Origin of the sequence: Mycobacterium sp. (genome assembly GCF_049683935.1) — a bacterium.
Classification (GTDB): domain Bacteria; phylum Actinomycetota; class Actinomycetes; order Mycobacteriales; family Mycobacteriaceae; genus Mycobacterium.
Genome location: NZ_JBAUJR010000518.1, coordinates 1 through 12,033, shown reverse-complemented (window position 1 = coordinate 12,033; position 12,033 = coordinate 1). Strand labels below are relative to the sequence as shown.

Here is a 12,033-nt window from a genome sequence, read left to right as displayed (position 1 = left end):
GTCATGCATACTCGTTCGCATCCACCGAAAACCCCTGGTGTCCAGGCTGTTTCATCCATGGGTACCGGGTCGGTAGGCGAGAGTCACACGATTGCTGCGTGATTCATCGGATGAAAATGCAGTGATTAGGTTGACGTAAGATACGTTATCGGCCTTTAAGGCATGCGAGTTTCATTTAGTGAAAGAACTTGCACCCCTGGACGACTGGCTCGATTGTCCTGGTTGTGACGGGTGTCGGTCGCCGCTGCAGCGCCCCTGATCGACCTTGGGTCTTGCGCAACGGGCCAGCTCGACGTAAGTTTCAATCACTTAATGATTGATTCGGATGTTAGGTGACGACGTTGCGAGCTTCAACGAGCGACCACTGGCATCCGGTCGGTGTGAGTTGTTTTGCGGCACCGCCCCCGCCACTGCGTGGACCGGGGTTATTGCGTCACAGTGACGAATTGCGTTCGAGGGCAAGACTATTCGGATCGCAACTCAAGTCGTCGCCAAGCCGGTTGCCGAGATCGTTCGACCATCGTCATGGCTGAGGAACTGCCCGGGTTCATTCCCCACATCCTGCGTGCCGACGATGTTTCGCTCCTGCGTGCCGATGAGACCGTGTTCAATGCGATGGTCGATGGCTGGCGGGCGCAGATGCTGGCCCGAGGCTTGGCCGTCGACACGATCATGACGCGCGGTCGACTGATTGCCCGGTTCGTTGAGTTCACCAACGAGTATCCGTGGCGGTGGCGCCCAATTGACGTGGACCAATTCCTGGCCGAATTCCGATCGCAGGAAAGACCGATTGCGCTATCTACGTTGCGGACCTACAGCAATACGATTTCGATGTTTTGCTCGTACGTCTGCGACAGTAGATACGGCTGGGTTGCATTCTGCGAGAAGCAGTTTGGCGATGTTCCGTCGCAGATATGCTTCGAGTGGAACACTCCGCAACACACAACCGATGATGCTGTTCCACCGGGCCGCCGAGCGTTCACCAAGGCCGAGTTGCAGCACCTATTTGACGTCGTAGATGATTTTGTCGACGAAGCGCACCGCACAGCGTCCAAGCGGTGGGTGACGGCCCTGCGGGATTCGATCGCATTCAAGGTCGGCTACGCCTATGGGCTGCGCCGCCGCGAACTGGTCATGCTGGACCTGACGGACTTCGGGCCCAACCCTGCCGCAGCGTTGAGACCATGCGTTCGAGCTGGGGCCTTCCCAACAGCTCGGCTCGCTCGCTTTCGCTCAACGCCAATTCGGTCGGATCGATGATGAGATCGGCGTTGGACAGCTCGCCGAGTTCGCGAAGTTCGACCGGTGTGAATTTCATCTGCGCGGGGCCGCGTCGGCACAGCAGATAGATGTCGGTGATGGCGCTGGAGCCAAGTGCGGTGACGACCCGGTCGGGCACGTCGGTGGCGGCGATCTCCTCGGCGCTGCGCGCGAGCACTCGCGCGACATCGAGGGCGACGTTGCCGGCCCCCACCACGGCCACGCCCCGACCGTGCAGTGGGAAGTTGCGGTCGGCGGCGTCGGGATGTCCGGAATACCAGCCGACGAATTCTTTGGCCGCAAAGCTGCCCGGCAGGCGGCTACCGGGTACGTCCAGCACTCGGGCGTCTTCCGCGCCAAAAGCGTAGATGACGGCGTCGTAAAATCCTCGCAACTCGTGTCGGCTGATATCACGGCCGACAGAGACGTTCCCCAGAAAACGGACCGTGGCTGAATGGGCGGTGAAGGGTGCGCCCAGAACGCGGGCGACCGACTTGATCTTCTGGTTATCCGGCGCGACTCCGTACCGGACGAGCCCGAACGGCGAGGGCAGCCGTTCGAACACGTCTATCTTCACCGGGTGACCCGACTCCACAAGTTCGGTCACCGCGTACAGGCCGGCCGGCCCCGCACCCACCACAGCGATGCGTGCCGGTCCGCGGGCCTCGCCGCCGGGGGCGACGGTGTGCGTCACGCCGACCTCGGAGCGTGCTGACCGGTCTGGCTGCGCGTCAGAGCCGTACATCGATGTGGGGAACCGCATCGGAGGCTAATTGTCATCACGTTATTGAGGTACCTCTTCCCGTTCTCTTCTTCCCGTCCGGCGTACAAAACTCCTGGTCCGTGGCCAGTGAACTGGCAAGACTGCTTGCCGATGATCGGCGGTGCGACAGAATCCAGGAATCGTTTTCCTTGCCAGCGGTGTGGGTATGACCTATGATCATAGTGCTTAATGACATGAGTCACATCAACGATGACTTGTGTCAACACCGACAACGGCGACGGGGCCCTTCGATCGACACAACAGTCTGGGCAGCCGGCGTCGACGCGCGGATCAAGATCGATGTGATTAGGTCGACGAAGGGAGTTTCGTGAAGACTCGGGCAGCCGTGCTCCATGGGCAGAACGAGCAGTTCAAGGTGCAGGAGGTGGATCTCGACCCGCCGGGCCCGCACGAGGTGCGGGTGCGCCTGGCGGCGACCGGCCTCTGCCACAGCGACTACCACCTGGTGACAGGCGATCTTCCGATGCCGTATCCGGTGATCGGCGGCCACGAAGGGGCCGGGGTCATCGAAGAGGTCGGCGCCGAGGTCACGGCGGTCGAACCGGGCGATCATGTGGTGTTGTCGTTCATCCCCGCGTGTGGGCACTGCCGCTCGTGTGCGGTCGGACACTCCAACCTTTGCGACCTGGGTGCCAACATCCTGGCCGGTCCGCAGCTCGACGGGACCTACCGATTCCACGTGGGAGCGCAAGGCGCTGGCCAGATGTGCTTGCTGGGAACGTTTGCCGAGCACACCGTGGTGCCTGATGTTTCCGTCGTCAAGATCGATCGGAGCGTTCCGCTGCGCACCGCAGCCCTGATCGGGTGCGGCGTGCCCACCGGCTACGGGGCGGCAGTCAACAAGGCCAAGGTGCGGCCCGGTGAATCCGTGGTCGTCTGGGGCGCCGGGGGAATCGGCATGAACGCGATCCAGGGGGCCGCTACGTCGGGCGCCCGCGTCGTCGTGGCCGTCGAACCGGACGAGGCCAAGCGCAAACTCGCCTACGAAGTGTTCGGCGCGACACACGTCGTCGATCCGACCGCCGTCGACCCGGTCGACGCGGTGTTGGAGGCCACCTGGAACAGGGGGGCCGACGTGTCCATCGCCACGCCCGGCGTTCTGACCCAGGCGATCCTCGCACAAGCGCTGCAGGCGCTGGGGAAAGGCGGGCGGGCCGTCCTGGTCGCCGTGCCGCCCGCCGGCGCCGACCACCTACCCATCGCTCCCTTCGACGTTGTGATGTTCGAACGCCAGATCCTGGGCACCGTGTATGGCAGCAGCAACCCGTTCTCCGACATTCCCCAGCTGATCGACCTCTATCAATCCGGCAAATTGAAACTCGATGAGCTGGTGACCAACACCTACTCGCTTGATCAAATCAACGAGGGGTACGAGGCCATGCTCGCGGGTCGCAACATCCGCGGGTTGGTCATTCTGTCGGACGACTAGCAGCCCAAGTGGAGAGCTGATTCCGCCCTGCAGTGCAAAGTTGTCTCGGCCACGGCCGCGACGCAAAACCGATAGCCGTTTACAACCAGCAAAGCGAGACCCAAGATGACAATGACGGCACCGCTGAAATCCGATGTGCGATGGCGCTTCGAGCAATACATCGGCGGGACATGGCGTCCCTCCGTCAGTGGCAAACGCAGGCAGGTCATCGACCCGGCCACCGCGACCGTCGTCGGCGATGTCGCCGACGGAGGGATCGCCGACGTCGAGGCGGCGGTCGCGTGTGCCCGCACGGCCTTCGACGAGGGCCCCTGGGCCGGCCTGGACGTGCGAAGCAGGGTCCGAGCGCTGCAGCCAGCCATCGACTACCTGGTCGAAAACCAGGACGCCCTCCTGGAAGCGGAAATCGCCGAATGCGGATCTCCGATCAAGACGGCGAGCGCTCTGCACGTCGGATTCGCCTTGGCCCACAGCCAGTACTTCCTCGATATGGCCCCAAGCGTGCGTCTGGAGCAGCCATTGGGGTTCCATTCGCCGCCGTTTAGCGTCAGTCACGTCGTACGGGAACCCGAGGGCGTCGTCGCGGCCATCACCCCGTTCAACTTCCCGCTCTTGTTGGCCGTGTGGAAAGTCATTCCCGCACTGCTGATGGGCAACAGCGTCGTGCTCAAGCCCAACCCACGCACGCCGCTGTCGGCGATGCTACTGGCTGAAGCATTGTCGCGCACAGATCTTCCCCCCGGGCAATTCAACGTCGTCACCGGGGACGTCGAAGTGGGCCAATACCTCGTCGAAAGCGCTCTGGTGGACCATGTCACGTTCACCGGCAGCACCGGGGTCGGGCGGAGCGTCGCCGCCGGGGCTGCGCAAACGTTGAAGAACGTCACCCTAGAGCTCGGCGGAAAGTCGCCGTCAGTCATCCTGCCCGACGCTGACTTCGATCTCGTCGTCGACGGCGTGCTGTTCGGCGTCAACTTCTACGCCGGGCAGTGCTGTGAAGCGGGCAGCCGGGTCTTCGTGCCACGCGGGCGCGAAGAGGAACTCATCGACCGGCTGGTGCGGCGGGCCGCCACGATCAGACTCGGAGACACGCGCAACCCGCAGACCGACCTCGGCCCGGTGATCTCGGCCGAGAAAGCCGCCGAGCTGGAGCGCGTCGTCAATGACGCCGCGGCCGCCGGCGCCACAGTGGCGTGTGGTGGTCGTCGTGCCGACATCGGCGACGGCTACTTCTTCCAGCCGACAGTGATCCACAACGTCAACAACGACATGCCGATCGCCCGTCAGGAGCTTTTCGGCCCCGTGCTGTCGGTCATCGGGTACGACTCCGTCGACGACGCGGTGCGCCTGGCCAACGACACGATATACGGCTTGGCAGCGACGGTGTGGTCCACCAACATGGTCAACGCCTACGAAATCAGCCGCCGGTTACGCGCCGGCACGGTCTGGATCAATGACCACCACCAGTTGCGCCCCGACGCACCGTTCGGCGGATACCGGCAAAGCGGCATCGGCCGCGAACTCGGAGACGACGGATTCCTCGATTTCACCGAAGCCAAACACATCTACATGAGCCTGACGAATGATCGCCAGTCGCGCTTCTGGTCCCTAATCCTGCCCGCTGAGGAATAGGAGCGGGGGCCGCCCACCGCCTAGCGTCGCCGACCGCGGTGCAGGTGTCGCTTCCCGCTGGCCCGGTCGACCAACACCTCGTCGGCCAATCATCGTCAGCAACCGCTTCGCCTCGTCCGCGCCAATTCGCTACCCGGCCCTGCAGCGTGTTAACCGCTGTTAGCATTGCTGTTGGCCGCGGTGGGACCACGCGAGTTCAGGGCACAAGCAGGCGACGCCGGCCCATGTGGTTTCACCCAAGAGGAAGGGGCACGGTGAGCGGAGCGATCGTTACTCAACGGACTCGGGGAAGCGAACGTCGTGAGCGGATTCTGGCCGCGGCCGCCGAGCTCATCGCCGAGCGGGGATATCACGCCGTGTCGATGACGGATCTCGGTGTGGCGGCTGGAATCGTGGGACCGGGAATCTACCGGCATTTCGACAGCAAGGCCGCCGTGCTCGCGTCGCTGTTCGAGCGGGTGATCGACGCGCTGCTGGAGCGGGCCTCGACCATCGTGGACCAGGCTCGTGATGAGCGTGAGGCGTTGACTGGGCTGGTCGCCGACCATGTCTCGCTGGTGATCAACGATCGGGAGCTGGCGATTGTCTATTACCGCGAGTTGCATAACTTGTCCGATGAGCAGCGGCGCCGCCTGCGACGTAAGCAGCGACTGTATCTCGAGGAATGGGTGCACGTGGTCGCGGAGTTGCGGCCGGAGCTTGATGAGGCCGACGTCCGCGCGGTCGTACATGGTGCGATCGGCGCGATCCAGTCGATCCTTCACTACCGCGACACCGGCCTGCCCCCCGAGCGGGTCGCTGCCCGTCTGGCCGCCATGGGTTACGCGGTGCTCGGCATAGCAGCCAGCGACGACCTGCCCAGGATTGTGAACGATGACTAACATTTGTGCGTGTGACGGTGTGCGTCGGGACCGCGACAGGAGGAACACAGCCATGGCCGAGGCGCCGGGGGCCGTTCAGCGGCAGGCCTGGGTCGACGGCGTGTTGCCGCCGGTCGAGCAGGTGCGACCGGGATTGTGGTCGATCCCGGTGCCAATCCCGGACAATCCGTTGCGATACGTGCTGGTGTATGCGTTCGAGCTGCCTGACGGGGTCGCCATCGTCGACGCCGGCTGGGACACCGAGGAAGCGTGGACGGCCCTCGTCGAGGGACTGTCCAAGGCCGGATGCGACATCACCGACGTCTCTGCGGTGCTGATCACGCACGTCCACCCCGACCACTACGGATTGGCTGGGCGGGTGCGCGAGCATTCCGGAGCATGGGTCGGGGTGCACCCGGCCGATGCCGCGGTGTTGCCCACCCGCTACGGCGAGGTAGAACCTCTCGTGGCGAGTATGCGGGACCTCTTGGTGGACTGCGGGGTGCCCGAGGTCGAGTTGGACGAACTGAGCTCGGCGTCGCTTGGAATCCGGCAGTTCGTCCGGCAGGCCGAACCGGACCGGTTCATCGACGATGGCGATCGTCTCCCGTTGCCGGGCTGGAACCTGCGCGCGATCTGGACGCCCGGCCATTCGCCCGGGCATCTCTGCTTCGCCGAGCCCGACCGCAGGCTGATGCTGACCGGCGATTGTGTGTTGCCGCGGATCACCCCGAACATCTCCGTGCATCCCCAGCAAGCCGCCAATCCCCTCGCCGACTTCCTCGCCTCGCTGGCCAAACTGCGTGGATATCAACCCGACGAGGTGCTTCCCGCCCACGAATACCGCTTCGACGCGTTCACAACCAGGCTGGACGAACTTTTCGCCCATCACCGCACGCGCCTTGGTGAGATCGAACGCGCGGTGGCCGACTGCCCTGGGGCAACCTGCTGGCAGATCACCACCCGCCTGGGGTGGTCGCGGCCCTGGGCTCAGGTACCCAACTTCATGCGCCGGGCCGCCAACGGTGAAACACTGGCCCATCTGGCGCTCTTGGCGGCAGAGCACCGCGTAGAACCGATGCGTGACACCGTCACCACATGGTGGCCGAAGCAGTGACCCGCGATCCTGTATCCGACGGCCTCGACATTGCGCCTTCAGGCACCGCCCATGTCCGTGGCTGTGCCGTCAGCTCCGACAACACCACAGGCGTGAGGCCGACGGCCGATGTACCGTGTCGCTTCGATGTGCGGGATCTGGCCCGCTCTGGCTACCCGTAGTCGGCGACCACGACGGTGCGGTCGAAACTGTTCTCCGACCACACGCCGATGTGAGTGTGGGCGCAATCGGACATGATGGCGAGATATGCCGCGTTGTCATACCACCGGCTAATCAACTCCACACCGCTGATCGCTAGGGCCGGATTGATCGCCACCGTTTCGGCCACCCGACCCTGGAAACCGGCTGCGTCGGCGCGGTCTTGCGGCGTCGAACCGTCAGACCCGATATCACCGTTGAGGTCGCGATTGTTCAGCACATCCCGGGCGTGCCATTCGGCGGCACGTTGCAGTTGCGGGATGATCGTGACGTCGTTGGTGCAGCCTGCCTGGTGCTGAATGGTGTACACGTTGGCGACCACCGCGTCGTTGAGTCGTTTGTTGTCGCCGTGTGCGATCGGCATGCCAACCACAGCACCGACGGCGACGACCACCACGGCCGGCACGGTCAACAGCAAATGCCGCATGTTCATCTCCTCGACGTCAGCCGTCATCTCTAGGCGGCGGCCAGTCGTGTGCAGCCGAGTTCCTCAGGCGCCAGATCAACGCCGGGCAGAGTTCGTTGACCGACTGGGTGATCAGATAGGAGGCCTGATAGTCGTCGGCGGTGTGGAAATCAGCCTGCAGATCGCCGATAAGCTGCCCGTAGCCTTCGCCGCCGGACAGCTTGTCGCAAATGCCGTAACCGTAGCCTAAGGCCGCGTCGGCGTTCGGAAAGCCGTAGCCGGGCCGCACGGTCACGTTGACCAGATAGGCCACCGGGTCGGCATGAGCGTGAGGTGCCTGCGCAGTTGCCACACCGAGCCCTGCCGCCCAGCACATCGCCATGCATACGGTCTGAATGTTGCGCGGCGCTGTGAATCGAACCCCGATCATGTTGTCAAATCGGCTCGAATTGGGAAATGAGCCATCGGCCATCGTGTTTGTCCAGCGTCACTCGCACGCATGAGGTGGTGCTGGTGGGTGCGTCCGTGCCGACGATGACGGTCTGGTTGACAAAAACAAGGACGACCGCGTGGTTCGCGGTGGCCGACACCGACGCCGCGGCCGGAACGTTGGCGACCGCGGAGATCTGTTTTTGCTTCGCCCCGGGGATCACCACGTCATGTGTTAGCGAGGCATAGGAATCCTTGAATTGTCCTGTCAGTCGGTTTTGGGCGGCGGTCAGATCCTTCTCGGCGGTGTCGGGCTTGTAGGACAGCATCGTGATTGTTCCGTCGGTGGCGGCCCGCACGGACTCGACGCTGGCAAGCTGGGCCTCACGCAGGGAACCGACCTGCCATTTCAGCCCGCCGGCGGCCGCGGCCAGCAGCAGCGCGAGGCCGGGCAGCATCCCGTAGGCGAGCACACGTGACCAGCGGATGCTTCGTTTCATCGTAGCCGGCGTGTGCTCGCAGTCGTCCTCGGTCGCGGTGGGTGTTTCCTGGGCCGAGTCGGTGTCGGTGGGATCGCCGGTACGACGCGATTTCGGCCACCTCACGGCACGAACTCCACGTTAGACACCTTGGGCTGATCGCCGACTTGCTGCACGAAGATGCGCATCCGCCAGGCCCGTGGCCGTTGGTCGGGCACAGCGGCATTCGTCGTCTTGACGGTCACGGCGACGAGCACCTGGGCGGTGCCCGCGGTCTTCGACTCCAGCGCGGCCTCGGTGACCGTGCCGATGGTGGTCGATTTGGTCTGTTTGACCACGGCGATGAACGGCTGTGATCGCTTCGTGAAGTCGTCGTAGAACTGCCCGGTTGCCCCGTCGATGATGCGGCGCACATCGGCGTCGGCGTTCTGCCAATCGATCGTCGTCAGGTTCAGCGCCGCCTGCCTGCCCACCTGCACATACGCATTTCGCTCGGTCTGCGCCTCGTGCAGGTGGTGGAGACGAAATCCCAGCCATCCCGCCAGCGTCGCCAGCGCGATGACGACGGCCACCCCTACCAGCATCGCGGCCCGCAGCGGCGAGCGGGTCGTCCTCGGCTCGCCCGGGGGTGCGGTGTGTGTGTCCTTGCCGTCGGGTCCGCTGCTGGCGTCTTCGGCGGTGCCGGCATCGCCGCCATGCGTCGGTTCAGCACCGATCGGCGCGGACGCGGCGCGTTCATCCGGCATGAGCGTCGAGGTGCGGCCGGCGGTTCTCAGCTGCCCGGTGGTGTCAGCATCGTCTGCCACGTCTTCTCCTTCGGGCCGGTCTGCGCGAGGTCGGATTGGGTGTATTGCTGGCCATCGGGTCCGATGTAGGTGCCCGTGGCGGGGTCGTACTGGGCGGCCGCTACCGGTGGTGGGGGTGGGCTCACGGCAGCGGGAGGCGGCGCTCCGGTCGGCGGTGATCCGGGAGCTCCCTGGGGGATGTCCTGCCCGGACAGGGTGGCGTTGGGGTCGCCCTTCCAGTTGAAGCCGTCGTTGAGCGGCACATACTGCTCGTCGCTTTCGCACATTCGCACCGTGGGTGCGCGTTTGCCGGGGACGGTCTCGCAGGGGATGTTGCGCGCTCCGCGGACGTTGAACGGTGAATCTTGGGGCACCCGGCAGTACACGTCGCCGGCGGGACGCTCCGGGCTGTCCTCGAAGGACGGTGGACGCCGTTGCTGGGTGGGTAGGAATCCGGTGGTGCAGGCCGGTGGGAGGTTGATGTTGAGGTTGAAGCTGATCCACTCGCCACGGTAGTCCTGCTTGGTGTTGGCGTTGGCGACGACACTTCCGCCGCGGATCGCTGCGGCTTGCGGCAGCAGCACGAGGAGTTGTTCGAGGTCGTTTCGGTAGGTGAGGGCGACCTGGCCGACGCTGACCAGGTTGGCCAGCAGGATCGGCAAGGTCGGCTGGAACCGCTCGAAGAGTTGTCGCACCTCGCCGGCGGCGGGGCCGCCGTGGTCGATGATTCCGGCCACCGCGTTGTCATGGGTTTGCAGTTCGGCGGTGACCGTGGCCAGGTTGGCCGCCCATGCCTGGATCGCATCGGAGGTATCGGTCTGCGAGTCGAGCACCGGCTGGGACTGGTCGATCAGCGACGTCAGTGAGTCGAGGTTGGCGCGGGCGTCGATCGACAGCCGGGTGGAGGCCCTGACCAGCCGGGCCAGTTCTGGGCCCAGCCCGCCGACGGCGGTGTATGCCTCGTCTACGGCGGTGTTGAGGTTATCCCGCGGTATCGCCCGCAAGCCGGTGTTGACGGCGGTGAGCAGCTTGTTGATGTCAGGTGGCACGGAGGCGTCCCGCAGCGGGATGACGTCGCCGTTCTTTAGCGGCGGTGCGGTGTCACTGCGGGGCAGCAGGTCGACATATTGTTCACCGATCGCCGACTGGCTGTGTACCTCAGCTTTGACGTCGGAGGGGATGTCGATGCCGGATTTGAGCGACAGCACCGCGGCCACACCGGTGTCGGTGAGGTGCACCGACTGCACCCGCCCCACTTCGGTGCCGCGGTAGGTGACGTTGCCGGTCGCATACAGCCCGCCGGTCTGCGGCAATTCCATCGTCACCGTGTACCGGCCGACACCGAAGAGCTTGGCCGGCAGCTTCATGACGTGCAGCGTCATCAACGAGATCACGACGACGGCAAGCACCGTCAAGATGGCCAGCTGAACCTTCACGCGTTTGTGCAAATACATTTAGCGTCCCTGGTCCCAGCGGTACGGAATGATCAGCGGGTTGGATTGGGTGTAGGGGCTCGGGAGTTGCCCGATGGTGCGGCCCCATTGCAGCTCCAGCTCGGTGAGGTTGCCCTCCCAGCGCGTACCGGTGAAGAGCGCAGAGTCGATGCGGCTGAGCGTGAGGTCAACGATCAGGCTGAGGTTGCCGTAGTCGCCGCGCATCCACTTCTCGACGGTTTCGTTGGGGAACGGATAGGTCGTGTAGAGGCTGAGCGCACGTGTCAGGCTGGGGCCGGCGTTGGCCAGCGCTTCCAACACCGGCCCGATGTCCTTGAGTTCCTTGACCAGATTTTCTTTGGTCTGGTTGACCGTGTCGACGGTCAGTGCGCTGAACTTGCCGAGCTGATCGGCGGCCTCGATGAGGTTGTCCCGCTCGCTGTTGAGCTCGGCCAGCGCATCGGGGATTTTGCGCAGCGCGGTGTCGAGAACGGGTTTGTTGTCGGCGAACTTGCCGACCAGGGTGTTGAGGCTGTCCGTGGCCGCGATGATGTCACCGGTCTGGTCATTGGTGAGGGTGGCGAATTTGTCGAGTTGCTCGATCATGCTGCGCAGGTCGTGTTCACGCCCCCGGAACGCGGTGGAAAACGCCCGGGTGATGTCCTGGACTTGGCCCAGTCCGCCGCCGTTGAGCAGCATGGAGATCGCGGCCAGGGTCTGTTCGGTGGTCGGGTAGGCTCCCCCGCGCGCCAACGGGATCAGCGATCCGTCACGCAGTTTGCCGTCCGGTGGCGCGTCCGCTGGCGGGGCGAGCTCGACGTGCAGCGAACCCAGCAGGCTGGTTTGGCCGAGCTTGGCGGTCGCGTTGGCGGGCAGGTCGACGTCGCCGTTGAGCCGCATGCTCACCAGGGCATGCCAGCCTTGACGCTCGATTCTCGTCACGGTGCCGACGGTCACGTCACCGACCTGCACGCGGGAGTTCGGTTGGATATTGCTGACCTCGGGCATCTGCGCCTGCACGACGAAGGAACCCGGCCCGGCGCCCTCGGTGCCGGGCAGTGCAAGCGAGTTCAGCCCGCGCCAGCCGCAGCCGGGCAGCCCGGCCAGCGTGAGGATGATGAGCAGTTTCACCGCGACGCGGGAGGATTGTCGCGCTGTCATGAGCCGCCTCCGGGGGGGACCATGAGGCCGGGGAGGCCATCGGATGGGTTGGTGGTGACC

At 64.6% G+C, this 12,033-nt stretch carries 10 protein-coding genes and 1 pseudogene; 4 read left to right on the top strand and 7 right to left on the bottom strand.

The window, feature by feature from the left end:
- Nucleotides 1–1,132: 1,132 nt before the first annotated feature.
- Entirely contained in the window at nt 1,133–2,023 is an 891-nt protein-coding gene (locus WA965_RS29340; RefSeq protein WP_064964436.1) for an FAD-dependent oxidoreductase, read from the bottom strand.
- A 328-nt stretch (nt 2,024–2,351) separates the two neighbouring features.
- Here WA965_RS29340 and WA965_RS29335 point away from each other — a divergent pair, with 328 nt between their 5' ends.
- The 4 genes from WA965_RS29335 (at nt 2,352) to WA965_RS29320 (ending at nt 7,082) form a co-directional block, all read left to right on the top strand.
- On the top strand, nt 2,352–3,473 hold the full coding sequence (locus WA965_RS29335; protein WP_047040138.1) for an NDMA-dependent alcohol dehydrogenase: 1,122 nt from the start codon (nt 2,352–2,354) through the stop codon (nt 3,471–3,473).
- Nucleotides 3,474–3,578: 105 nt separating this feature from the next.
- Nucleotides 3,579–5,105: an aldehyde dehydrogenase family protein gene (locus WA965_RS29330; protein ID WP_080989703.1), complete on the top strand. Its 1,527-nt coding sequence runs from the start codon at nt 3,579–3,581 to the stop codon at nt 5,103–5,105.
- A gap of 224 nt (nt 5,106–5,329) precedes the next feature.
- Complete coding sequence (locus WA965_RS29325) at nt 5,330–5,986, top strand: TetR/AcrR family transcriptional regulator (RefSeq protein ID WP_047040144.1); 657 nt, start codon at nt 5,330–5,332, stop codon at nt 5,984–5,986.
- Nucleotides 5,987–6,038: 52 nt separating this feature from the next.
- Complete coding sequence (locus WA965_RS29320) at nt 6,039–7,082, top strand: MBL fold metallo-hydrolase (protein WP_047040146.1); 1,044 nt, start codon at nt 6,039–6,041, stop codon at nt 7,080–7,082.
- 154 nt (nt 7,083–7,236) lie between these two features.
- Here the strand turns inward: WA965_RS29320 and WA965_RS29315 are convergent.
- From WA965_RS29315 to WA965_RS29290, 6 genes and pseudogenes are all read right to left on the bottom strand, one after another.
- Nucleotides 7,237–7,644: pseudogene (locus tag WA965_RS29315) on the bottom strand (CAP domain-containing protein); the annotation flags it as partial.
- Nucleotides 7,645–7,723: 79 nt separating this feature from the next.
- On the bottom strand, nt 7,724–8,068 hold the full coding sequence (locus WA965_RS29310) for a DUF732 domain-containing protein (protein WP_047040178.1): 345 nt from the start codon (nt 8,066–8,068) through the stop codon (nt 7,724–7,726).
- Nucleotides 8,069–8,120: 52 nt separating this feature from the next.
- Nucleotides 8,121–8,720, bottom strand: a complete 600-nt coding sequence (locus WA965_RS29305) for an Rv1363c family protein (protein ID WP_232530501.1) — start codon at nt 8,718–8,720, stop codon at nt 8,121–8,123.
- Nucleotides 8,717–9,400 carry an Rv1363c family protein gene (locus WA965_RS29300; RefSeq protein WP_047040148.1) on the bottom strand — a complete coding sequence of 228 codons (684 nt, stop codon included), beginning with the start codon at nt 9,398–9,400 and terminating at the stop codon, nt 8,717–8,719. Before WA965_RS29300 ends, WA965_RS29305 begins: the two co-directional genes overlap by 4 nt.
- A complete protein-coding gene (locus WA965_RS29295; RefSeq protein WP_047040150.1) occupies nt 9,367–10,833 on the bottom strand; it encodes an MCE family protein in 1,467 nt (488 codons plus the stop codon). Before WA965_RS29295 ends, WA965_RS29300 begins: the two co-directional genes overlap by 34 nt.
- Complete coding sequence (locus WA965_RS29290) at nt 10,834–11,973, bottom strand: virulence factor Mce family protein (protein WP_047040152.1); 1,140 nt, start codon at nt 11,971–11,973, stop codon at nt 10,834–10,836.
- Between the last annotated feature and the right edge of the window lie 60 nt (nt 11,974–12,033).

What these genes read in the sequence shown, in the direction of transcription:
- WA965_RS29340 (WP_064964436.1), bottom strand. Translation starts at nt 2,023, where the DNA reads ATGCGGTTCCCCACATCGATGTACGGCTCTGACGCGCAGCCAGACCGG.
- WA965_RS29330 (WP_080989703.1), top strand. Translation starts at nt 3,579, where the DNA reads ATGACAATGACGGCACCGCTGAAATCCGATGTGCGATGGCGCTTCGAG.
- WA965_RS29325 (WP_047040144.1), top strand. Translation starts at nt 5,330, where the DNA reads ATGTGGTTTCACCCAAGAGGAAGGGGCACGGTGAGCGGAGCGATCGTT.
- WA965_RS29320 (WP_047040146.1), top strand. Translation starts at nt 6,039, where the DNA reads ATGGCCGAGGCGCCGGGGGCCGTTCAGCGGCAGGCCTGGGTCGACGGC.
- WA965_RS29310 (WP_047040178.1), bottom strand. Translation starts at nt 8,068, where the DNA reads ATGGCGATGTGCTGGGCGGCAGGGCTCGGTGTGGCAACTGCGCAGGCA.
- WA965_RS29295 (WP_047040150.1), bottom strand. Translation starts at nt 10,833, where the DNA reads ATGTATTTGCACAAACGCGTGAAGGTTCAGCTGGCCATCTTGACGGTG.
- WA965_RS29290 (WP_047040152.1), bottom strand. Translation starts at nt 11,973, where the DNA reads ATGACAGCGCGACAATCCTCCCGCGTCGCGGTGAAACTGCTCATCATC.